Here is a 20,480-nt window from a genome sequence, read left to right as displayed (position 1 = left end):
GCAGCGCCGCGACAAAACGGAAACGGAGTTTAGCGGGGGAGGTAACGCGCCTCAGGATCGGCAGCGATTTCCCGCGCAAATTCCGCGCAGATCCAGTCGCGAAAGGCCTTCACCTTGGGCGCGTTGCGGGCATGCGGCGGATAGGCCACCCAATAGCTCGCCCGCTCCTGCACATAGGACGGCACCGCCTCCACCAGCAGGCCGGCCTCGACCTCCGCTTTCCATAGGAAGAGGTTGACGATGGCGACCCCCTGCCCGGCCATCGCGGCGCGCCCCTCCATCACCTGGGAATCGAGCGCGATACCCGGCGGCAGGGCGTCGCCGTCACCCTCCACCGCCATCGCCGCGAACCATTCATGCCACCACATGTCGTCCGGCGAGAGGCGCGGCATCGCATGCAGCGCCCGCGCATCGGCAACCGGGCCGTTCTTCGCCAGCCAGCCGGGGCTGCACAGCGGCGCCAGCCGGTTATGGGTCAGCAGCTTCGCCTCCACCCCCGGCCAGTCGCCCTGTCCGCCCCGCACCGCGACGTCCACGCCATCGCGGGCGAAGTCCACCACCCGATCCGTCGCGTCGATCCGCACCGCCAGCCCCGGCTGCCGCATCTGGAACGCGCCGATCCGCGGCGCCAGCCAGAGATGCGCGAAGCTGTTGGAGCAACTGATCGTCAGCACCGTCGAATGGCCTTGGGTCAGCGCGGCGAAACCCTGCCGCATCTGATCGAAGGCGCGGGTCAGGACGGGCGCGATCTCCCGCCCCTTGTCGGTCAGCGCGACCTTGCGCCCGGCCCGCTGGAACAGAATGAGGCCCAGCCTCTCCTCCAGTAACTTCACCTGATAGCTGACCGCCGCCTGGGTCATTCCCAATTCCTGCGCGGCGGCGGTGAAATTCTCCAGCCGGGCGGCGGCTTCGAAGACCCGGACGGCGGAAAGCGGCGGAAGCTGGCTCATGAGCAATTGATAAGGCTGACTTATATGCTGGGTCCAGCCTTTTGTTGGCGAACGCGCCGAAAATGGTCGATAAATAAGCCAGCGGTCACCCCCGCCTCATCAGATCTCATCATGGAAGGAGCCCATCATGCGCGATATGCGCGACGTACGGCTGCGGAACGACAGCCATGAAATCAGCCGCCCGACGCTCGGCGTCCTGTTCGCCGCTATCATGCAGAGCTTCTGCGCGCTGCATCGCATTGCCTGGTCGGCACCCTGGCAGGAGGAACGGCCATGAAAAAACGCGAGCAACACTCAAGAGGGGTTGCACAATCCGTCCCAGCCGCCACTTTGCGCGCGTGTCCGACTCCCAGCTTCCCCCTCTTCCCGATCTTCCCTCTCCACCGGCCGCACTGCTGAAGGGCGCGTCGCTGTTCCTCGACTTCGACGGAACATTGACGCCCATTGCGGATACGCCCGACGGGGTGATCGTGGACCATGACCTGCTCGCCCTTCTGGCCCGGTTGCGGGATCGCCTGAACGGTCGGCTCGCCATCGTCAGCGGCCGTTCGGTTGCCACTTTATGCGACCTTGGTTTCCGCGATTTCCTGCTGTCGGGCACGCATGGCCTTGAGTTTGCAGAGCCGGGATGCGCGGTCGACGCGCCCGACCGCCTTCCGGCCGTCGACGAGGCCGAGGCTGCGTTTCAAAGCTTTGCGGCCGGAAAGTCGGGCCTTCTCGTCGAGCGCAAGACAATCAGCGTCGGTCTGCATTTCCGCGGCGCGCCGCAATGGGGCGGGCAGGCGCAGCAACTGGCGGAAGGGCTTGCCCAAAGCCTCGGCCTCACGCTCCAGCCCGGCAAGATGCTCTACGAGTTGCGCCCCGGCGGCGCCGACAAGGGCAGCGCCGTCCATCATCTCATGCGGAGCGCTCCCATGGCCGGAGGCACGCCGGTCTTCATCGGTGACGACGTCACGGACGAGGAAGGCTTCGCCGCAGCGCGCGACCTGGGCGGTTCGGGCATTCTTGTCGGCTCGCCCCGACCCACACTCGCCGCATTCTCTTTGGAACAGGTTGCCGCCGTCAGGCATTATCTCGTTCAGGGGGCTGTGGGTCCGGCCTGATCCGAAGGACCTGTTGCCCCCGTGAAGCGAAGAAGGGGGCAGACCGATCAAAGAGCCAAAAAACACCTTCATGGCCGGAAAAGAGCGCTCGCTCGACCTCTGGCCTATCGGAAATTGCCAGGCATCCGCGCTGATCGACCGCGTCGGCCGCATGGTGTGGGCCTGCGTGCCCCGCGTCGACGGAGATCCCGTCTTTTCCGCACTGCTCGACGACAAGGCATGGGATACGCCCGAAGCCCGCGGTTTCTGGGCGATCGAACTGGAAAATTGCACCGAGGTCGAGCAACATTATATCCGCAACACCCCCATCCTTGTGACGCGCCTGAGCGATGGGCAGGGCAACGCGATCGAGCTGTATGATTTCTGCCCCCGGCACAAGCATCAGGGCCGCATGTATCGTCCGGTGGCGTTCGCGCGGGTTGTGCGCCCCATAGCGGGCAGCCCGCGCATCCGCGTCCGGCTACGTCCCACAACAAGCTGGCATTCGGAAAAGGTGCCGATCAGCTATGGGTCCAACCATATCCGGCTGGTCCTGTCCTATATGGCAATGCGCGTGTCCACCAATGCGCCGATCGGCCTGATTTCGCAGGAAAGCTGGTTCCGGCTGGAACAGGACATGCATTTCTTCATGGGTCCGGACGAGAGTTTTTCCGATGCCCTTCGCCCCGCCGTGGAGCGGATGCTGGACGACACCATATATGAATGGCAGCTCTGGGTGCGCGGCCTTGCCATTCCGGCGGAATGGCAGGAAGCGGTCATCCGTTCTGCGATCACGCTCAAGCTCTGCCAGCATGAGGAAACGGGCGCCATTGTCGCGGCACTCACCACCAGCATCCCCGAACATGCCGACAGCGGCCGAAACTGGGACTATCGCTACTGCTGGATCAGGGACGCATATTATACGGTCGAGGCGCTCAACCGGCTCGGCGCGCTCGATGTGCTGGAAAGCTATCTCGTCTACCTCCGCAACATCGTGGACGGAGCCAAGGGCGGCCACATCCAGCCGCTTTACGATGTGCGCGGCAATGCGACGCTGGACGAGCATGAAGCAACCTGCCTGCCGGGCTATCGCGGCATGGGTCCGGTCCGGGTTGGCAACGCCGCCTATTCCCAGATCCAGCACGACGCCTATGGCCAGATCGTCCTCTCCTCGGTTCAGGGCTTTATCGACCAGCGCCTGTTGCGCATGGCGGGCATGTCGGATTTCGAGGCGCTCGAAGCGGTAGGCGAGCGCGCCTGGCAGGTCTATGACAAGCCGGATGCTGGCCTTTGGGAACTGCGCACGCGCGCCCATGTCCACAGCTACAGCGCAGTGATGTGTTGGGCCGCCTGCGACCGGCTGGCCCACGCCTCCATCGCGGTGGGGCTGCCCGAACGCGAAATCCACTGGCGCGAACGCGCCGAGGTCATGAAGGCCCGCATCCTTCAGTCGGCCTGGCGCAACGGCAGCAATGCCATTTCCGCCAATTTCGAGGATGACGCCCGCGATGCTTCGTTGCTTCAGCTGCTCGACCTGCGCTTCCTGACCGCCGACAATCCGATGTTCGTCGGTACGCTGAAGGCGCTGGAAAAGGACCTGCGACGGGGCAACGACATGCTTCGCTACAGCGCGCCCGATGATTTCGGCGAACCTGTAACCGCCTTCAACGTCTGCACATTCTGGCTGATCGAGGCGCTGCATCGCACCGGCCGCGCTGATGAAGCCCGCGAACTGTTCGAGGAAATGCTGTCCCGCCGCACTGCCGCCGGGCTGCTTTCCGAAGATATCGACCCCGCGACCGGGGAATTGTGGGGGAACTATCCCCAAACCTACTCATTGGTCGGCATCATCAACTGCGCCGTGCTCTTGAGCAAACCGTGGAGCGTGATGCGATGAGGTGCCTGCCATGAGCCGACTGATCGTCATTTCCAACCGGGTCAGCAGGCCGACCAAAAACGGCAATCAGGGCGGCCTTGCTGTGGCTCTTTCTCAGGCATTGCGGGAAAGTCGCGGCATCTGGGTCGGCTGGTCGGGCGAAGTCACCGAAAATTTCACCGGCCAGATCGGTTTTGCCGAAGATGACGGGGTGAAGACCGCGACCATCGATCTGGAGGAACAGGATGTCGACGAATATTATAACGGCTATGCCAACAAGACGCTTTGGCCGCTGTTCCACTTCCGCATCGACCTGGCCGAATATGCGCGCGATTTCGAAGGCGGCTACAACCGCGTCAACCAGCGTTTCGCTGATACGGCCTGCCCGCTGATCGAACCGGAAGACGTCATCTGGGTTCATGATTATCATATGATCCCGCTGGGCCAGATGCTGCGCGACCGGGGGCTTGAGAACCGCATGGGCTTCTTCCTGCACATTCCGTGGCCCCCCACGCGCCTGCTGGTGTCGTTGCCCCACCATACCAAGCTGGTGCAGACGCTGTTCGCCTATGATGTCGTCGGCTTCCATACGGAGGAATGGCTGGAATCCTTCCGCCATTATGTGGAACGTGAAATGGGCGGCACGGTCGATGGCGACTATGTGACGCTGGGCGGCCGCACCATTCAGGCGGTCGCGTGTCCCATCGGCATCAACGCCAGGGAATATGCGGATGCAGCCACCAGCGACACCGCCAAGGAGATGTTCGAACAGGTCCGCCGCTCGCTTCAGGAACGGCCGATGATCGTGGGCGTCGACCGGCTTGATTACAGCAAGGGACTGGAGGAAAGGTTCAACGGCTATGCCCGTTTTCTGAAGGACCATCCCGAACAGCATCGCAACGTCGTGCTGACCCAGATCGCGCCGCCATCCCGCGGCGAAGTGGAAAGCTATCAGCAGATCCGCGCCACCCTTGACGCCATCGCAGGCCGCATCAACGGCGAATATAGCGATGTCGACTGGACTCCGATCCGCTACGTCAATCAGGGATATCCGCGCGACAAGCTGGCGGGCATTTACCGGGCGGCGCGCATCGGATTGGTCACGCCGCTACGGGATGGCATGAATCTGGTCGCCAAGGAATATGTCGCGGCCCAAGATCCGGAAGATCCCGGCGTGCTGGTTCTCTCCCGCTTCGCCGGAGCGGCCGTACAGCTCAAGGATGCCCTGCTGATCAATCCCTACAGCCCGGAGGAAATGTCCGACGCCATCACAAGAGCCCTCGCCATGCCGCTCGACGAGCGAAAGCGGCGCTGGCGCGCCATGATGGATTGTGTAGAACAGCAGGATATCCGGTGGTGGCGCGAATGTTTTACCGGGCGCCTGATGGCGGTCGAACGCAACAAGGCGAAAAGGCCGGAAACCGAAGCCGCCGCATGGTGATCTTCCGTTTCCGCAATCTGCCGTTACTGTCGGCATGATGGAAGATAGCGAAGAAGCAGTCGGTCTGATCGCCGCCATTCGAGCCAGATCAGGCGTGATCCTGGGGGCGGTCGGTCTGGTCGCGTGGCTGGCCCTCATCTGGTTCATGTTCGGCGACGTGCTGTAAACGCGGCGAAAGAAGCGGAATCAGCCGACTAATTGCACCCCCGGCCCTTTTGGTCTAAGGGCCAGCCCAAGCAGCCCCGGCACCCGCTGATCTTTTCCGATTCGCGTTTGCCGGGGCACATTCTTTCTAGGGAAGACAGGAACCGCACATGGCCCGTCGCCGCCAGATCTACGAAGGCAAGGCAAAGATCCTTTATGAAGGCCCAGAGCCGGGCACGATCATCCAGTATTTCAAGGATGACGCGACCGCCTTCAACGCCCAGAAGAAGGGCACGATTTCGGGCAAGGGCGTCCTCAACAACCGCATTTCCGAGCATATCTTCACCCTGCTCGGCCAGATCGGCGTTCCCACCCACTTCATCCGCCGCCTCAACATGCGCGAACAGCTGGTGCGCCAGGTCGAAATCGTCCCGATCGAGGTCGTCGTTCGCAACGTCGCGGCCGGTTCGCTCAGCAAGAAGCTGGGGATCGAGGAAGGCACGCAGCTGCCGCGCACGCTGATCGAATATTGCTACAAGGACGATGCGCTGGGCGACCCGCTGGTGTCCGAAGAGCATATCGCCTGCTTCGGCTGGGCCAGCCAGGAAGAGATGCATGACATTGCCGACATGGCGATCCGCATCAACGACTTCATGTGCGGTCTGTTCGCAGGCATCGGCATCCGCCTGATCGACTTCAAGCTGGAGTTCGGCCGCCTGTGGGACGGCGACTACAGCCGCGTCATCCTGGCTGACGAGATCAGCCCGGACGGCTGCCGCCTGTGGGACATGAACACCGGCGAGAAGCTGGACAAGGACCGCTTCCGGCGCGATCTGGGCGGCGAAGTCGAAGCCTATCAGGAAGTCGCCCGCCGCCTGGGCCTGATGCCCGAAGGCGCGGACACCACCGTCCTTGATCTCGACACGCACCGCAAGAAGCGCAGCAAGGACTGACATTTGACATTGATCCGGCGGATCGCGCTGCTCAGGAGAGCAGCGCGTCTGCCATCAGCTTGATCCCCAGCAGCACCATCAGCACGTAGATCAGCGTATAGAAGCGCGCCGCGTCGACCCGGCGCACCAGCGCCACACCGGCAAAAGTGGCGATTACCGCGATCGGGACCAGCATCGCCGTCGCCAGCAGGTTGGCCCGCGTGAACTGGCCCAGCGCGGCGTAGGCGGGCACCTTCATCCAGTTCATCGTCGCAAAGGCGATCGCCGTGGTTCCGACCAGCACGTCCCGTGGCAGGCGTCTGGGGAGCACCCACATCTGAAATGGCGGCGAGCCTGCATGAGCAATCTGGCTGGTAAAGCCGCTCGCCACGCCGAACAACAGGCCGACCCAGTCAGGCGAATTGGACGGCAGGACGATCTGCCCTCCCCGTTCGATCCAGAGGCGCTGAAGCCCGAACAGCGTGGAAATCAACCCCAACACGCCCAAAACGGTGGCTTCAGGCACCTGCGCGGCGAAAAAATAGCCGATACCGATGCCGGACGCCATGCCGGGCAGCATCACCTTCAGAATATGACGGTCCCAGCTATGCCGGAACGCCCATACGCTGACCGCGTCCTGAAGGATCAGGATAGGGAGCAGGATGGCCGCGCCGCGCACCGGATCGACGCCGAGCGCCATGACCGGCATGGCCAGGGCGCCCACCCCCGCAAAACCGCCTTTTGCAAGGCCCGACAGGATGACGGCCATGATGGCGCAAGAATAATAGAGATATTCCGGATTCATGGCGCTCCGCCTAAAGCAGAGCGGCACCCGAGGGGAACGACTTTTTGCAGCGCGGCGCCAAGAGTCCGTTTGAGAAATCGCGCAAGAGCGATTTCCGAGGCGGCACCAGCCCTCTCCCCACCCGGCCGCCCAACGGCAGTATTCCATGGGTGGCCGGGTGGGGGTTCGAACGAGCAACGCGCCTCGTTTTGAAGGCTGGTGCCGCAATGCGCCGATGGCGCATTTTCAAACAGGCGCTATGCGCTTTTGGTGCGGTAGCCGATCAGCACGCCGAAGGTGAAGGTCGCCAGCAGCGCGAGCTGGACGCGGCCATGGGGATCATCATAACCCATGATCTGCTGCCCAAAGGCAAAAAGCCCGACAAACATCGCCAAAGCAAGACCGGCCATAACGCAAAAACCCTTCCCCCAGCCCGCAGAATAGCCCGGCAGCCGCTAACAAAAGCATAATGCCTTGCCTGCCGGGCGCGGCGGGACTAGAGGGCTGGACGATTCAAATGATCGTCGGCCTTCCGGTTTTGTTGCCTGCATATTCTGCACGCAAAAATGCTTCGGAGGTGCGCGAGAGGCAAGTTTACGGAGTTTCCTGCCCCATGAAAGCCCGCATCTTCGTTACCCTCAAGGGCGGTGTCCTGGATCCGCAGGGCAAGGCGATCCACCATGCCCTGGAAGGCCTTGGCTTTGGCGGCGTCAATGATGTGCGCGCGGGCAAGCTGATCGAGCTGGACCTGGCCGACGGCACCAGCGACGAGGATATCGATGCCATGTGCCGCAAGCTGCTGGCCAATACGGTGATCGAAAACTACCGCATCGAAAAGGTGGCCTGATCCATGAAGAGCGCCGTCATCGTCTTCCCCGGCAGCAATTGCGACCGCGACCTCGCCGTGGCGTTCGAGGCGGTGACCGGCGCGAAGCCCGCCATGATCTGGCACCGCGATACCGAACTGCCCGACGATCTGGACCTGATCGGCGTGCCGGGCGGCTTTTCCTATGGCGACTATCTCCGCTCCGGCGCGATGGCAGCCCGTTCGCCGGTGATGCAGGCTGTCGCCAAGGCGGCCGAGCGAGGCGCCTATGTGCTGGGTATCTGCAACGGCTTTCAGGTGCTGACCGAAAGCGGCCTGCTGCCCGGCGCGCTGCTGCGCAATGCGGGCGGTCATTTCGTCTGCCGCGACGTGGCCCTGACCGTGGAGAACGCCCAAAGCGCCTTTACAAGCCGCTACGATGCGGGTGAGGCGATCAGCTTCCCGGTGGCGCATCATGACGGCAATTATTTCGCCGATGCCGAGACGCTCGACCGGCTGGAAGGCGAAGGCCGGGTCGCGCTGCGTTATGCGGAAAGCGTCAATGGCTCGGCGCGCAATATTGCGGGCATTCTCAACGAAACGGGCAATGTGCTGGGCATGATGCCCCACCCGGAACGCGTGATCGAGGCGGCCCATGGCTCGACCGATGGCCGCCGGTTGTTCGAAGGTCTGGTCGAAGGACTGATGGCCCGCGCCTGAGCGACGGGTCAGGGCGAAATTTTGGGGGCTGCGTCCGGGAACAGGACGCAGCACTTTTCCTCTTCACACGTAAAACGACGGATTTTGGCCATTTTTCCGCCGAAGTTCACAGTGTACGCGCGTGTGCAAGGCGTGATTTACCGGACGTTTCAAAGAGCGATGCGGGATAGTCCCGTCCGTGGGGAATAGGACAGGCTTAATCGCCTCCTGTTGGACAAATAGGACGTTTCCTTCAGGCATCTGTGACCATTGGGTCACGCATGATCTGGACCAGTGATCTGGGCTCGGGCCGCACTTTAGGGACAGGGTTCGAAAGCGACCAGTTGTTGCCAAAAATGCTTCAAGTTTTATTCCTCAACTGCGGACATTCCGGCAGGGGGGAAGAAGACATGAAACTGTGGGTGCTCATCGTTGCGGGAGTGCTTGCTCAAACGCCCGCGCTCGCTTGCGAATGTGTTTTCTACGCCAGCGAAGCCGAGATGGTGGAGGCGGAAATCAATCGTCTCGATAGCGCATCTGTAGCCTTGGATGGAGAGGTAATTAGTTCCTCGACTTCCATCTTCGGCTCAACAACAACGGCTATAGTTAGGCCAACTCACATATGGTTTGGCGAACGGCTAAGAGAATATCGGGTTGAAGGCCAAACGAACTGCGATTTAAAGCTTCATGTAGGCGAGAAAGTTAGAATTGATCTCCGAAAAATACTACTTGATACAGGATTTATAGCGCAATTTCGTGCAAAACTATTCGGTGAATCCCTGCGCTTTAGAAGCTCTAGCTGTAGCGATTTTGCCGAAGCAATGAGAAGCCCGAAGATGCAAAGAGCGGTTTATGCTAGATCACGCAAAGGCCGATAATCCGCTTCATCTGCACCCAACCTGCCGGTCCGCAATCCACGCCTTATCGTCGTTCCCGTGAACGCGGAACTCCACCTCGCACGGGCTGCGCTTCAGGCCGTGATTGCGGATATTTCCAGTCTTTCGCGGGGGAAGGACTCCTGACGACGGTTTTTTTTGCGCCCTACCCGCCCCGATGATAGTCATATTCGAAGGCGCGGCCTTCCTGTTTGGTGAGGATCGCGCCGATGATGGCGCCGCCTGCGCGTCTCAGACGATCGACCGCGACCCGCAGGCCGCCATGATGGTTGCGGCCCCATTCAACCACCAGCAGCGCCGCCTGCGCCTTGATCGCCAGCAGGCCCGCGTCGGGCAGGCCCAATATCGGCGGGGCATCGATCAGGACCGTGTCATAGCGGTCGCGGACCGTTGAGAGCAGCGCGTCGATAGCAGGCGTTACCAGCAGTTCAGCGGGATTGGGCGGGATTGCGCCGCAGGGAAGCAGGGCCACGCCGGACACGCCGCTGTCCACGATCACCTCGTCGACCTTCGCCTGCCCGGTCAGCAACTCGCTGATGCCGCGGCCTGCCGGAACATTAAACAGGCTGTGCTGCCGGGGTCGTCGCATGTCGGCATCGACCACAAGTACGTGCTTTTCGAGTTTCGCAAGCGCGCTGGCGAGCGCATGAAGGGTGGAGGATTTACCCTCCCCTTCCTGCGCGCTGGTCACGAGGATCGATCGCGGCAGGCCCGCGGCTGACGCCAGCAGCAGGGAAGAGGCCATCGGCGCGAAAACATCCGGCGCGACCCTGTCGCCGGCAGGGACGGCGCCGAGCAGCGGCAGGTTCACGCGCTCCGCCAGCGTATCCGCGGAGGTCACCGCGTCGTCGAAAATATGCCGCCCCGCCACCGCCAGCAGTCCCAGCATCAGCCCGCCGAGCGAGGCGAGCAGCATGGTGACGCCGATATTGGGGGAAGACGGCCGGGACGGCACGGCGGCGCGGTCGAGCGGCTGGATGCGCCCCGCCTGGAACCCGGCCTGCGATGCCATGTCGCGATAGCGCTGGAGCAGGCTGTCATGCAGCAGGCGGTATGTGTCGACCTGCCGCTCCAATATGCTCATCTGCACGCCGCGGCCGCGCTCGGCCTGGGCCTGATGCTCGACCTTCCTGATCTCCGATTCAATCTGCTTTTCGCCATGGACGGCGACTTCATATTGTTCCCTGAGCGAAGCGCGGATGGTGTTTGCCATCGATTCCGCCTGATCGTCCAGCGCCGCCAGCCTTGCGCGGGCCTCGCGCATTTCGGGATGGGCGTCCTTGCGGAACTGGCGTTCCTCGACCATGTCGGCCCGCGCCTGCGCCCGCTGCACCATCAACTGCTGCATGGCGCCGTTGTTCAGCACTTCGGGCAGGGTTTCGACACTGGAGAGGCGGGCACTTTCCCAGCGCTTCTGGGCGGCGATGCGATCAGCCGTCGCCTGAGCGCGGAAGGCGTTGAGCTGCGCAAGGCGCGTGGCTGTCGTGCCTTCGGGCGGCGTATCGCTGATGGGCTGCGCCGTATCCGGGTCGGCAGCGGCGGCACCGCTGCGGGCGGCATAGACCGCCATGTCCCGCTCCGCCCGTTCCAGATCCTTGCGCGCGCCGTCCAGCTCGCCCAGCAGAAAGCGGCGCGCCTGCACCCCGGATTCAAACCCGCGCCTCAGATCCGCACGGATAAGGCTGTCCGCATAGCTGTTGGCGACGCGGGCCGACAGCACCGGGTCTGCGCTGGTGAAGCTGATGCGGATGACCCGTGACTTTCCGGGCAGTTCGACCTTCAGATTATCGCGCAGCAGGCGGACGACCGTTTCGGCTTCGACCTGCCTTTGGGTCAGCGAACCGGCGCCGCGTTCGGGGCGCCGGACGTCCATGCCGTCGAAAAAGGTCCGGCTGCCGACGAGGGCCAGTTCCCGCGCGACATCCTCGGCCAGGGCGCGGCTGCGCAGCACTTCCAGCTCTGTCTGCATCAGCGCTTCGCTGTCGGAGGGGGCGGCCTGCCGCTGGGCCGCTGCAGCACCGGCGGCTCCGGCGGGGATGTCCTCCACTTCGACCGAGGCGGTCGCCTGATAGTCCGGCGTCGACAGCAGGATGAACACCACGCCCGCCAGCACGCAGAGGGCCATGGTGACGAACAGGATGATGCGATGACGCCGCACCGCCATCCATGCGGCGTTGGCGGCTGCGGCGAAGCGCGCGGCCCGGCTCTCCACCGTGGCGGGGCTGTCATCCGGTTCGATCAGCAGACCCGGCGCCATCAACGGCCTCCATCCAGAGCGATGAAGCCGACGCCCAGAGCGGGTATCGCCAGCAGAGCGCCCCCCAAAATGGCCTTTGCGCGGGACAGGCCGATGATGACCGTGTCGCCGGGCAGGATTTCGGGATCGGGCGCCTCGCCCTTGCGAATGGCGGAAAGGTCGAACATGGCGGCCCTGCGCTGGCCTTCGACCATGCGGACGACCACGATCTGGCCGAGGCTGGCGAGGCGGGTCGCCCCCCCGGCGAGCGCGACGGCCTGTTGCAGTCCAAGGCGGCCCTCGATCGGGAACAGGCCCGGTTCGCGGACCTCGCCATCCACGGTGATGCGGCGGCCGACTGCCTTTTTGACGAAAACGGTGACCTGCGGGGAAACGAGATAGCGCTCCCCCAAGCGCCCGGCGATGACGTCGGAGGCTTCGCTGGCGGAAAGGCCGGCCACCGACACGTCGCCTACCAGCGGCATGCGGATCATGCCCGCCGCCGTCACCTGCGCGTCCTCCAGCGACAGGCCGGGCTCATGATAGACCTGGATGCGCAGCACATCGTCGGGTGAGATGTGGTAATCGACGCCGACCGCCGGGGCTGGCGGGATGGCGGCATAGGCGGCCTTCCCCTTTGGCGCGTCTTCCACCGTCGAGCAGGCGACCAGCAGGGTGCAGGCCAAAAGGCCAGCCAAAATCGGGAGCCTGTTGATGGTCGGCCGGTTCATGCCGTTGAAAAATCCCCGCTTCTTCGTGACAGCAAGGCTGCCGTTTCGAGCGGGGTTAACGGCGCGACAGGAACATGGCAACCGCAAGCGGACGCGAAAGCGCCCGCCCTCGCCCCGTCAGACGGCGATGCGAGCCTGATCCGGGGCGGCTCGCCGAGGCTGATCGGGCCAGACGCCGCGCGTGTCGTAGACCGCCTTGTCGGCGCGTTCGTCCACCGGAACGGATTTGAAAACGTCATGATCGACAAGAATGACGAAAACGCCGCATTGTTCCAGAGCCGTATCGAGATCGATCAACTCTGCGCCGCTGCCCGCGAATTCCATCGGCAGGTCATGGGCATAGGGTTCGACCAGCTTGATCCGGCGACCGTAGCGCCGGGCGAGGCGGGCCGCGACCTTGACTGCAGGGCTTTCGCGGAAATCATCGATATTCGGCTTGAAGGCGAGCCCGAGGCAGGCGATTTCTTCACCGGGAAATTCGTCGATCAGGTCGGAGGCCCGGGCAACCACATAGTCGGTCTTGCCGTCATTCACTTCGCGCGCGGTTCGGATGAGGCGGCTGTTTTCCGGGTCGCCATGGACGATGAACCAGGGGTCGACCGCGATGCAATGACCACCGACTCCGGGTCCGGGTTGCAGGATGTTGACGCGCGGGTGGCGGTTTGCGAGGCGGATGACTTCCCACACGTCGATATCCATGCGCTCGGCAATGACGGACAGTTCGTTGGCGAAGGCGATATTGACGTCGCGGAAGCTGTTTTCGACCAGTTTCACCATCTCTGCGGCCCGGGCGCTGGTGGTGATGCACGCGCCGCGCACGAACTGGCGGTAGAAGCCCAGCGCCTTGCGGGCGCAACGGGGCGTGATGCCGCCGATGCAGCGGTCATTGTCGATCAGTTCGACCAATATGCGGCCCGGCAGCACGCGCTCCGGGCAATAGGCGATGGCGATGTCGCCAGCGACGCCCTGAGCGGGCATTTTGAGGTCGGGGCGAAGCTGGGCGAAGAGGTCGCGCATCGCTTCGGTGGTGCCGACCGGGGATGTCGATTCGAGGATCACCGTGTCTCCCGCCTTCAGGACTTGCGCGACGGTGCGGGCGGCTTTCAGGACGTAGCTGATGTCAGGGGCGCGGTCTTCGGCGACCGGCGTGGGAACGGCTATGATGAAGACATCGCTCGGTTCGACCTCCAGACTGGCGCGCAGATTGCCGCGGGAGACGACGCCTTGCACCAGACCGTCGAGGTCGACCTCCTCTATATGGACGCGGCCCGAATTGACCGTCTCCACCACATGGGCGCTGACGTCGACGCCGACCACCTGCGCCCCGCCCCGCGCAATGAGCGCGGCCGTCGGCAGGCCGATATAGCCAAGGCCGATGACGGAAACCTTCTGCTGGAGCTTTTCGAGGGGCATGTGTCGATCCTGGGGAAGCCGATGATTTCCCCCGGTTTCTGACCATAAATGCTGAAGATTTCGGTAACGGCATGGCAAAGCGCGCATGGTTGGATAGCCAAGGCTTGATCAGGCCGCTTCGTCCAGATCTTCTTCTGCCTGTGCGCTGGCGGCAATGATTTTGGCGATGCGTTCGGATGCGTTCCCGTCGCCAAAGGGGTTATGGGCGCGGGACATGGCGGCATAGGCCTCCTCGTCATCCAGCAGGTCGACGACCGAGCGCACGATCATCGCGCGGTCGGTGCCGACAAGTCTGGCGGTGCCTGCCGCGACGCCTTCGGGGCGTTCGGTGGTTTCGCGCATGACGAGGACGGGCTTGCCGAGCGAGGGCGCCTCCTCCTGCACGCCGCCGCTGTCGGTCAGCACCAGTTCGCACATGTCGAGCAGGCGGACGAAATGGGGATAATCCAGCGGCTCGATCATCGCGACATTGGGAAGCGCCTCAAGCAGCGCCTCCATCACCGGGCGAACATTGGGATTGGGATGGACCGGGAAGATCACCGCAACGTCCGGGCGGGCGGCTATGTCCGCTATGGCGCGGGCGATCGCCTCCATGCCGCCGCCGAAATTCTCGCGGCGGTGGCTGGTGACGGCGATGATGCGCCTGCCGGCAAAGCGGGCCGCGAGATCGTCCAGACCGCAGGCCAGCTTCGGGTCGGCCAGCACCCGCTGCCGTGTCGCCAGCAGCGCGTCGATCACGGTGTTACCGGTGATGTGGATGCTTTTCCGATCACGATTTTCAGCCAGAAGAGCGTCCGCAGCGGCCTGAGTCGGCGCGAAGTTCATGTCGGCGATGCAGGCCACGACGCGGCGGTTCACTTCCTCCGGCCAGGGGTGGTGAATGTCGCCACTGCGCAGGCCCGCTTCGACATGGGCGACGGGAATCTTGCGATAATAGGCGGCGAGGCTGGCGACCATGGTGGTCAGCGTGTCGCCGTGGACGACCACGCGATCGGGCTTTTCCGCGTCGAACGCCTTGCCCAATTCGACGATCAGCTTGGCCGTCAGGCCGTCCAGCGTCTGGTTCGGCGTCATCACGTCCAGATCGATATCCGGCTTGATCCCGGCAATCTCCAGCACCTGATCCAGCAGGCCGCGATGCTGCGCGGTCACGATAACGCGCGTTTCCACATCCTCCCGCGCTCGCAGCGCATGGATCACGGGGAACAGCTTGATCGCTTCGGGGCGCGTCCCGAACACCAGCGCAACCTTCATTTCTTACCCTTTGCAAGCCGCCATTCGGGTAAGTGACTGACAGAAAATGGTAACCATCCTCTGAACATGAGTACCCCCGACGCGTGCTTTCGCATTGGCGAAGACCTATGCTAGAGGCCGGGCGAACCATCTTCCCTCAACTAAGGGCTGAGAGATTTTATGAAGATCACGATGATCGGCACGGGCTATGTCGGGCTGGTTTCAGGCGCCTGCTTTGCCGATTTCGGCCATGACGTGGTGTGCGTGGACAAGGATGCGGGCAAGATCGCCGCGATCGAAGCCGGGCGCATGCCGATCTTTGAGCCGGGGCTCGACCATCTGGTGGCCAGCAATGCCGCAGCGGGGCGACTGACCTTCACGACCGATCTGGCCGAAGGGGTGAAGGGCGCGGACGCGATCTTCATCGCCGTGGGCACGCCCTCGCGCCGTGGCGACGGGCATGCGGATTTGAGCTATGTCTACGCCGCGGCCAAGGAAATCGCGGAATCGCTGGACGGGCCGACCGTCATCGTCACCAAGTCGACCGTCCCCGTCGGCACCGGCGATGAGGTCGAGCGGATCGTCCATGAAGCCCGCCCCGATCTGGACATTCAGGTCGTTTCCAATCCCGAATTTCTGCGCGAAGGCGCGGCGATCGGCGATTTCAAGCGGCCCGACCGCGTCGTCGTCGGCACCACCGGCAGCGCCCGCGCCATCGACGTGATGGCGCAGATCTATCGTCCGCTGAATCTCAATCAGGCGCCGGTGATGTTCACCGGCCGGCGCACGGCGGAGCTGATCAAATATGCCGCCAACGCCTTCCTCGCGACGAAGATCACCTTCATCAACGAAATGGCCGACCTGTGCGAAGCCGTGGGCGCCGAGGTGCAGGACGTTTCGCGGGGCATTGGTCTCGACAACCGGATCGGGTCGAAATTCCTCCATGCCGGGCCGGGCTATGGCGGCTCCTGCTTCCCGAAGGATACGCTGGCGCTGGTCAAGACCGGGCAGGATTATGACACGCCGATCCGCATCGTCGAAACCGTCGTGCAGGTGAACGACCTGCGCAAGCGGGCCATGGGGCGCAAGATCGTGAAGGCGATCGGCGGCGAAGCGCGGGGCAAGACGGTCGCGCTGCTGGGCCTCACCTTCAAACCCAATACCGACGATATGCGCGATGCGCCCAGCCTTGCCATCGTCCAGGCGCTGGAAGATGCGGGCGCGAAGATCGTCGCCTATGATCCCGAGGGCATGGAGGTTGCCGCGCCGCTGATGCCGGGCGTGAGCATGGCGAAGGACGCCTATGAGGCCGCGACCGGCGCCGATGCACTGGTGCTGGTGACGGAATGGGATGCCTTCCGCGCCCTCGACCTGAAGCGCCTCGCCGCGTCGATGAACGGGCCGGTGCTGGTCGACCTGCGCAACATCTATCCGCGCAGGGAGGCTGAGGCCGCAGGCTTCTCGCTGACCCGCGTGGGCGGCAGGGGCGTTCAGGCCTGATGCGGATCAAAATGCAGGAAGGGCGCGATGACCGCGCCCTTCCCCGCCTGCATCACTGGCTGATCGCCGCTTCGACGCTGTTTTTCCTGACCCTGGCCGTGCCCGTCATTGCCGGCCTGACCTGATCAGGCCTTGAGCTTCCAGCCCCGCTTCAGCAGCGCGTAGCAGAGCAGGCCAAGACCGATGTTCAGGCCGAGCAGGACGATGCTGCCCACCATGACGTCCCCGTCCGCCGCCGCGACGAAGCCATAGCGGAAGCCCGAAATCGCATAGAAGAACGGGTTGGCATGGCTGATGGCGCGGAATACGGGTGCGAGGCGGTCGATCGAATAGAAAGTCCCCGACAGCAGCGTCATCGGCCCGATCACGAAATTGGTGATGGCGGCGGCATGGTCGAACTTTTCCGCCCAGATCGAGGTCAGCACCCCGATAAAGGCCGTCAGCCCCGCCCCCATCAGCCCGAACCAGATGATCGCCCAGGGATGAGCCGGAGTCACATGCACGCCCGGCCACAAGGCCATTGCGCCCCAAAGCGCAAGGCCCACGCAGACCGCTCGCGTTACCGCCGCGCCGACCAGCGCCAGCAGCAATTCGCTGACCGACAGCGGCGGCATCAGATAATCGATCAGCGTCCCCTGCATCTTGCCCGCCAGAAGGGAGAAGCTGCTGTTCGCAAAGGCATTGTTCATCATGCCCATGATCATCAGGCCCGGCGCGATGAAATCGGCAAAGGGCACGCCCAGCACCTGCCGGTTGGCGCCGCCCAGCGCGAGGGTGAAGATGACCAGAAACATCAGCGTCGTCACGGCAGGCGCCCAGATGGTCTGAAGCTGCACCTTCATGAAGCGGCGCACTTCCTTCCGGTAGAGCGCTCTGGTCCCCGCCCAGTTCACATTGCGTATGACCAGCTCGCCCGGTTCATGGAACGGCGGCTGCTGGGTAAGATTTGCTGCAATTTTGGACTGGTTGTTCATGGGCAGATCGACTATCGGCTGAGGGGTTGTGCCGCAAGGGCGTTATGCGTGGTAAATTGAACCATGCGAGCGCGCCCCCATATAGGGCGCGAATTTGAGATTTTGAGGAGTCATTCATTGTCCTGGACCGACGAGCGTATCGACCAGCTCAAGGCAATGTGGGAACGGGGCCTGACAGCCAGCCAGATCGCGGACGAACTGGGCGGCGTCAGCCGCAACGCGGTGATCGGCAAGGCGCATCGCCTGGGCCTGCAATCGCGCCCTTCCCCGGTGAAAGCCAACGAAGCGCCGAAAAAGGCCGCACCTGCGCCAGTGCGCAAGCCTGCTCCCGAAGCCGAAGCGCCCAAGCCCGCCGCGCCGGTAAGCCATGCCGCGCCCGCGCCGGTGCGCACCCCAGCCCCGGCGGCGCCCGCGCCGGCTCCCGCCGCGTCGGTCGCCACTGCGGACGCGGAGCCGCCCAAGCCGCAGCCGCGCATCATCTCGGTCGGCCCCGGCGGCTTTCTGCGTCAGGGTCCCGGCGACCAGCAGGCGCCGATCCCGCCCGCCCCGCCGCGCCGTCTGGTGCCCGCCAAGCCCAGTCCGGAAATCGCGGGCAAGACGTCGCTGCTCGACCTTACCGAGCGGATCTGCAAATGGCCGATGGGCCATCCGGGCGAGCCGGACTTCCACTTTTGCGGCGAGGCCGTGAATCCGGGTTTCCCTTATTGCGTCGAACATTGCGGCCGCGCCTATCAGGCGCAGTTGCCGCGCGGCACCCGCCGTCCGCCGCCGCCGCTGCCCTTCGGTGGGCCTAGGGTTCGCTGAGGCGCAGTCGCTGAATGCAAAAAGGCCGGTTCCGCCACGGGAACCGGCCTTTTTCATTTGCGACGACTGCGATCAGAAGCGGAAGCTGGCGGTCGCCATGACGCTCTGGGTATCGAACTTGTCGCCCCGGCTGATGTCGGTCGTGCCCGACGGCGTGATGATGAAGGGATTGGTGGCGGGCGCCGTGCCCTGACCCACATTCACCCGATAATCCCCGACATTGTAGCGGGTCCAAAGATAGCGGGCGCCGATCGAGAAATTCTGCGCCACCTTGGCCTCGACGCCGCCGCCCATGGTCCAGCCCCAGCCATCCTCATTGCGGTCGGTCTGGGTGAAGCTGTTGGCCGTGTTGCTGGTGAAGAAGCTGTTCTTGACCTTCGCATAGGCAAGGCCGCCGGTGATATAGGGCATGATGCCGCTGTCGGTGGTCCAACCCAGCCGGGCGCGCAGATTGCCGTTCCAGCCGATCCGCCGGGTCATGGTATAGCTGGCCGGGGTGGTGGAAAATTCCGTGACGCTGTCGCCGACATAGGCGTCGCCCGCCTCGGCCACGACGCCCGCCACGATGTTGCCGAACTGCATGTCATAGCCGACATGCCCCATCCAGCCGATCGCGTCCTTGTCGTCATTGCATCCCGCTGCCGGGGTCACGCCGCGGGGAGAACCGCCGCAGGTGCCGGGCGAAAAGGCGTTCGCGCCGGTCGCGGTCGTCACGACATTGTCGAAATTGCCGTCACCGTCCGTATCGAAGCGCAGATGCTCGCCGCCGTCGCGCTTCTGCCAATTATATCCGAAGGAGCCGCCCACATAGGGCCCGGTCCAGTCCACCCTGCCGCCATCATCCTGTGCCAGCGCGGGTGTAGCCAGAATGAACGCCAGCGTGGCGCCAAGCGGCGCAAGTCGATGCAATGTCACGAAATATTCTCCTCGCCTGCGCGGATTTCCGATCCGCAATCGAGGGGCCAACGATGCGCGCTACGGATTTGTTCAATCTTACCCGCGACTTTTTGCCTGGGTGTGGGATTTGGGTCACGCTTGCACCTGCCGCACGGCCCCTTATAGCTTGTCCCCATGTCCGATCTGTTCGAGAGCCAGCCCACCTCCTCCCCCGGCTATGACGCCTCCGCCATCGAAGTCCTTGAAGGGCTGGAGCCGGTCCGGCGCCGCCCCGGCATGTATATCGGCGGCACCGACGAACGGGCGCTGCATCATCTGGCAAGCGAAGTGCTGGACAACAGCATGGACGAGGCGGTCGCGGGCCATGCCACGCGGATCGAGGTGCTGCTGGAGCCGGGCAACAAGCTCACCATCACGGACAATGGCCGCGGCGCGCTCTGCGATCATCACCACCGCCGCCTGCGTGTTACCGGTCGGGATCGTCGGCATCACCGAGGCGTCGGCGAGGCGCAGGCCGGCCACGCCATGCAGGTTCAGGGCCGGATCGACCACCGCCGCGGGCCCTGTGCCCATCGCGCAGGTGCCACATGTGTGGAAGAAGGTGGAGCAGGCCCGCGCCAGGAAGGCCTCGGCCTCCGCGGGACGCAGGCGCCGGGCCGGCGTCAGCGGTACGGCGCCGAGATCGCGGAACGCCGCCGTCTCGGCGAGGGCGAGGATCGTGTCGATGGCGCCGGCCAGCGCCGCGCGGTCGGCGGGCTCGGTCAGGAAATTCGGCCGCAGCGTCACCGCGCCGTCCGGCTCGGCGCTCTCCAGGCGCAGGCTGCCGATGCCGGTCGAGCCCATCAGCCCGGGGGAGACGGCGAAGACCGGGCCGGACAGATCGGCGGTGGCGGCGATCTCGGGGCCGGCATGGGACCCCTGCACCACGAAGGCGTGGAGGTCCGGCGCGCGCAGGCCCGCCCGGCTGCGCCAGTTGAGCTGCGCCCCGCCGCCGTTGTCGCGCACCGGCCCCAGCGGCGCACGGGCGGAGAAATTGATGCCCCTCAGCAGGGGATGGTCCTGAAGGTTCCGCCCGACGCCCGG

21 protein-coding genes and 2 pseudogenes are annotated in these 20,480 nt (G+C 64.0%); 13 read left to right on the top strand and 10 right to left on the bottom strand.

All coding sequences use genetic code 11. The features are described 5' to 3' along the window. Positions 1 to 29 precede the first annotated feature (29 nt). Positions 30 to 950, bottom strand: a complete 921-nt coding sequence (locus ACFC3J_RS13545) for a LysR substrate-binding domain-containing protein (RefSeq protein WP_375196687.1) — start codon at positions 948 to 950, stop codon at positions 30 to 32. Positions 951 to 1,077: 127 nt separating this feature from the next. Between ACFC3J_RS13545 and ACFC3J_RS13540 the strand changes: the two genes are divergently transcribed. From ACFC3J_RS13540 to purC, 6 genes are all read left to right on the top strand, one after another. After that, the gene (locus tag ACFC3J_RS13540; protein WP_375196686.1) at positions 1,078 to 1,227 is read left to right on the top strand and encodes a hypothetical protein; all 150 of its coding nucleotides are present in this window, start codon (positions 1,078 to 1,080) and stop codon (positions 1,225 to 1,227) included. 61 nt (positions 1,228 to 1,288) lie between these two features. Beyond that, on the top strand, positions 1,289 to 2,053 hold the full coding sequence (otsB, locus tag ACFC3J_RS13535; RefSeq protein ID WP_375196685.1) for a trehalose-phosphatase: 765 nt from the start codon (positions 1,289 to 1,291) through the stop codon (positions 2,051 to 2,053). A 70-nt stretch (positions 2,054 to 2,123) separates the two neighbouring features. Next, positions 2,124 to 3,929, top strand: coding sequence for a glycoside hydrolase family 15 protein (locus ACFC3J_RS13530; protein WP_375196684.1), 1,806 nt, complete (start codon positions 2,124 to 2,126; stop codon positions 3,927 to 3,929). A gap of 10 nt (positions 3,930 to 3,939) precedes the next feature. Next, the gene (otsA, locus tag ACFC3J_RS13525) at positions 3,940 to 5,349 is read left to right on the top strand and encodes an alpha,alpha-trehalose-phosphate synthase (UDP-forming) (RefSeq protein WP_375196683.1); all 1,410 of its coding nucleotides are present in this window, start codon (positions 3,940 to 3,942) and stop codon (positions 5,347 to 5,349) included. A gap of 34 nt (positions 5,350 to 5,383) precedes the next feature. Continuing rightward, a complete protein-coding gene (locus ACFC3J_RS13520; RefSeq protein ID WP_375196682.1) occupies positions 5,384 to 5,515 on the top strand; it encodes a hypothetical protein in 132 nt (43 codons plus the stop codon). 148 nt (positions 5,516 to 5,663) lie between these two features. Beyond that, complete coding sequence (gene purC, locus ACFC3J_RS13515) at positions 5,664 to 6,446, top strand: phosphoribosylaminoimidazolesuccinocarboxamide synthase (protein WP_375196681.1); 783 nt, start codon at positions 5,664 to 5,666, stop codon at positions 6,444 to 6,446. Positions 6,447 to 6,477: 31 nt separating this feature from the next. Here purC and ACFC3J_RS13510 read toward each other — a convergent pair whose 3' ends face one another. After that, the gene (locus ACFC3J_RS13510) at positions 6,478 to 7,230 is read right to left on the bottom strand and encodes a sulfite exporter TauE/SafE family protein (protein WP_375196680.1); all 753 of its coding nucleotides are present in this window, start codon (positions 7,228 to 7,230) and stop codon (positions 6,478 to 6,480) included. 236 nt (positions 7,231 to 7,466) lie between these two features. Further along, on the bottom strand, positions 7,467 to 7,619 hold the full coding sequence (locus ACFC3J_RS13505; RefSeq protein ID WP_375196679.1) for a hypothetical protein: 153 nt from the start codon (positions 7,617 to 7,619) through the stop codon (positions 7,467 to 7,469). Positions 7,620 to 7,822: 203 nt separating this feature from the next. Here ACFC3J_RS13505 and purS point away from each other — a divergent pair, with 203 nt between their 5' ends. The 3 genes from purS to ACFC3J_RS13490 all read left to right on the top strand — a co-directional run bounded on the left by purS (position 7,823) and on the right by ACFC3J_RS13490 (position 9,591). Continuing rightward, positions 7,823 to 8,056, top strand: coding sequence for a phosphoribosylformylglycinamidine synthase subunit PurS (gene purS, locus ACFC3J_RS13500; protein WP_021224554.1), 234 nt, complete (start codon positions 7,823 to 7,825; stop codon positions 8,054 to 8,056). 3 nt (positions 8,057 to 8,059) lie between these two features. Continuing rightward, entirely contained in the window at positions 8,060 to 8,734 is a 675-nt protein-coding gene (purQ, locus tag ACFC3J_RS13495; RefSeq protein WP_192668488.1) for a phosphoribosylformylglycinamidine synthase subunit PurQ, read from the top strand. A 260-nt stretch (positions 8,735 to 8,994) separates the two neighbouring features. Continuing rightward, positions 8,995 to 9,591 (top strand): hypothetical protein, encoded by a 597-nt coding sequence (locus ACFC3J_RS13490; RefSeq protein ID WP_375196678.1) that lies wholly within the window; start codon positions 8,995 to 8,997, stop codon positions 9,589 to 9,591. A gap of 163 nt (positions 9,592 to 9,754) precedes the next feature. Here the strand turns inward: ACFC3J_RS13490 and ACFC3J_RS13485 are convergent, their stop codons facing one another. From ACFC3J_RS13485 to wecB, 4 genes are all read right to left on the bottom strand, one after another. Then, positions 9,755 to 11,866: a GumC family protein gene (locus ACFC3J_RS13485; RefSeq protein ID WP_375196677.1), complete on the bottom strand. Its 2,112-nt coding sequence runs from the start codon at positions 11,864 to 11,866 to the stop codon at positions 9,755 to 9,757. Then, positions 11,866 to 12,576, bottom strand: coding sequence for a polysaccharide biosynthesis/export family protein (locus tag ACFC3J_RS13480; RefSeq protein WP_375196676.1), 711 nt, complete (start codon positions 12,574 to 12,576; stop codon positions 11,866 to 11,868). Before ACFC3J_RS13480 ends, ACFC3J_RS13485 begins: the two co-directional genes overlap by 1 nt. 117 nt (positions 12,577 to 12,693) lie before the next feature. Then, positions 12,694 to 13,989 carry a UDP-N-acetyl-D-mannosamine dehydrogenase gene (gene wecC / locus ACFC3J_RS13475; RefSeq protein WP_375196675.1) on the bottom strand — a complete coding sequence of 432 codons (1,296 nt, stop codon included), beginning with the start codon at positions 13,987 to 13,989 and terminating at the stop codon, positions 12,694 to 12,696. 108 nt (positions 13,990 to 14,097) lie between these two features. Beyond that, the gene (gene wecB / locus ACFC3J_RS13470; protein WP_375196674.1) at positions 14,098 to 15,243 is read right to left on the bottom strand and encodes a non-hydrolyzing UDP-N-acetylglucosamine 2-epimerase; all 1,146 of its coding nucleotides are present in this window, start codon (positions 15,241 to 15,243) and stop codon (positions 14,098 to 14,100) included. 159 nt (positions 15,244 to 15,402) lie between these two features. Here wecB and ACFC3J_RS13465 point away from each other — a divergent pair, with 159 nt between their 5' ends. Together ACFC3J_RS13465 and ACFC3J_RS13460 are read left to right on the top strand one after the other, a co-directional pair. Then, positions 15,403 to 16,722, top strand: coding sequence for a UDP-glucose dehydrogenase family protein (locus tag ACFC3J_RS13465; RefSeq protein ID WP_375196673.1), 1,320 nt, complete (start codon positions 15,403 to 15,405; stop codon positions 16,720 to 16,722). Beyond that, the gene (locus ACFC3J_RS13460; protein WP_375196672.1) at positions 16,722 to 16,847 is read left to right on the top strand and encodes a hypothetical protein; all 126 of its coding nucleotides are present in this window, start codon (positions 16,722 to 16,724) and stop codon (positions 16,845 to 16,847) included. Before ACFC3J_RS13465 ends, ACFC3J_RS13460 begins: the two co-directional genes overlap by 1 nt. Here the strand turns inward: ACFC3J_RS13460 and ACFC3J_RS13455 are convergent, their stop codons facing one another. Then, positions 16,848 to 17,696, bottom strand: coding sequence for an ABC transporter permease (locus ACFC3J_RS13455; RefSeq protein ID WP_375196671.1), 849 nt, complete (start codon positions 17,694 to 17,696; stop codon positions 16,848 to 16,850). Positions 17,697 to 17,813: 117 nt separating this feature from the next. Between ACFC3J_RS13455 and ACFC3J_RS13450 the strand changes: the two genes are divergently transcribed. Then, the gene (locus tag ACFC3J_RS13450; RefSeq protein ID WP_375196670.1) at positions 17,814 to 18,500 is read left to right on the top strand and encodes a GcrA family cell cycle regulator; all 687 of its coding nucleotides are present in this window, start codon (positions 17,814 to 17,816) and stop codon (positions 18,498 to 18,500) included. 72 nt (positions 18,501 to 18,572) lie between these two features. Here ACFC3J_RS13450 and ACFC3J_RS13445 read toward each other — a convergent pair whose 3' ends face one another. Next, on the bottom strand, positions 18,573 to 19,415 hold the full coding sequence (locus ACFC3J_RS13445; protein WP_375196669.1) for an outer membrane protein: 843 nt from the start codon (positions 19,413 to 19,415) through the stop codon (positions 18,573 to 18,575). A gap of 156 nt (positions 19,416 to 19,571) precedes the next feature. Here ACFC3J_RS13445 and ACFC3J_RS13440 point away from each other — a divergent pair. Then, positions 19,572 to 19,901 (top strand): annotated as a pseudogene (locus ACFC3J_RS13440) (ATP-binding protein); the annotation flags it as partial. Here ACFC3J_RS13440 and ACFC3J_RS13435 read toward each other — a convergent pair. Further along, positions 19,896 to 20,240 (bottom strand): annotated as a pseudogene (locus ACFC3J_RS13435) (GMC oxidoreductase); the annotation flags it as partial. The pseudogenes ACFC3J_RS13440 and ACFC3J_RS13435 sit on opposite strands and share 6 nt — an antisense overlap. Positions 20,241 to 20,480: the final 240 nt, after the last annotated feature.

The sequence above is a fragment of the Sphingobium sp. genome (genome assembly GCF_041987595.1).
Taxonomy (GTDB): Bacteria; Pseudomonadota; Alphaproteobacteria; order Sphingomonadales; family Sphingomonadaceae; genus Sphingobium.
Note: the sequence above shows the minus strand (reverse complement) of the source record. Positions and strands in the feature narration are given on the sequence as shown.

Coding starts and splice junctions, on each gene's coding strand:
- purS (WP_021224554.1), top strand. CDS start 7,823: ATGAAAGCCCGCATCTTCGTTACCCTCAAGGGCGGTGTCCTGGATCCG.
- ACFC3J_RS13545 (WP_375196687.1), bottom strand. CDS start 950: ATGAGCCAGCTTCCGCCGCTTTCCGCCGTCCGGGTCTTCGAAGCCGCC.
- ACFC3J_RS13480 (WP_375196676.1), bottom strand. CDS start 12,576: ATGAACCGGCCGACCATCAACAGGCTCCCGATTTTGGCTGGCCTTTTG.
- wecB (WP_375196674.1), bottom strand. CDS start 15,243: ATGAAGGTTGCGCTGGTGTTCGGGACGCGCCCCGAAGCGATCAAGCTG.
- ACFC3J_RS13485 (WP_375196677.1), bottom strand. CDS start 11,866: ATGGCGCCGGGTCTGCTGATCGAACCGGATGACAGCCCCGCCACGGTG.
- wecC (WP_375196675.1), bottom strand. CDS start 13,989: ATGCCCCTCGAAAAGCTCCAGCAGAAGGTTTCCGTCATCGGCCTTGGC.
- ACFC3J_RS13460 (WP_375196672.1), top strand. CDS start 16,722: ATGCGGATCAAAATGCAGGAAGGGCGCGATGACCGCGCCCTTCCCCGC.
- ACFC3J_RS13530 (WP_375196684.1), top strand. CDS start 2,124: ATGGCCGGAAAAGAGCGCTCGCTCGACCTCTGGCCTATCGGAAATTGC.
- ACFC3J_RS13540 (WP_375196686.1), top strand. CDS start 1,078: ATGCGCGATATGCGCGACGTACGGCTGCGGAACGACAGCCATGAAATC.
- ACFC3J_RS13465 (WP_375196673.1), top strand. CDS start 15,403: ATGAAGATCACGATGATCGGCACGGGCTATGTCGGGCTGGTTTCAGGC.
- ACFC3J_RS13510 (WP_375196680.1), bottom strand. CDS start 7,230: ATGAATCCGGAATATCTCTATTATTCTTGCGCCATCATGGCCGTCATC.
- purC (WP_375196681.1), top strand. CDS start 5,664: ATGGCCCGTCGCCGCCAGATCTACGAAGGCAAGGCAAAGATCCTTTAT.
- ACFC3J_RS13505 (WP_375196679.1), bottom strand. CDS start 7,619: ATGGCCGGTCTTGCTTTGGCGATGTTTGTCGGGCTTTTTGCCTTTGGG.
- ACFC3J_RS13520 (WP_375196682.1), top strand. CDS start 5,384: ATGATGGAAGATAGCGAAGAAGCAGTCGGTCTGATCGCCGCCATTCGA.
- otsA (WP_375196683.1), top strand. CDS start 3,940: ATGAGCCGACTGATCGTCATTTCCAACCGGGTCAGCAGGCCGACCAAA.
- ACFC3J_RS13490 (WP_375196678.1), top strand. CDS start 8,995: ATGATCTGGACCAGTGATCTGGGCTCGGGCCGCACTTTAGGGACAGGG.
- ACFC3J_RS13455 (WP_375196671.1), bottom strand. CDS start 17,696: ATGAACAACCAGTCCAAAATTGCAGCAAATCTTACCCAGCAGCCGCCG.
- purQ (WP_192668488.1), top strand. CDS start 8,060: ATGAAGAGCGCCGTCATCGTCTTCCCCGGCAGCAATTGCGACCGCGAC.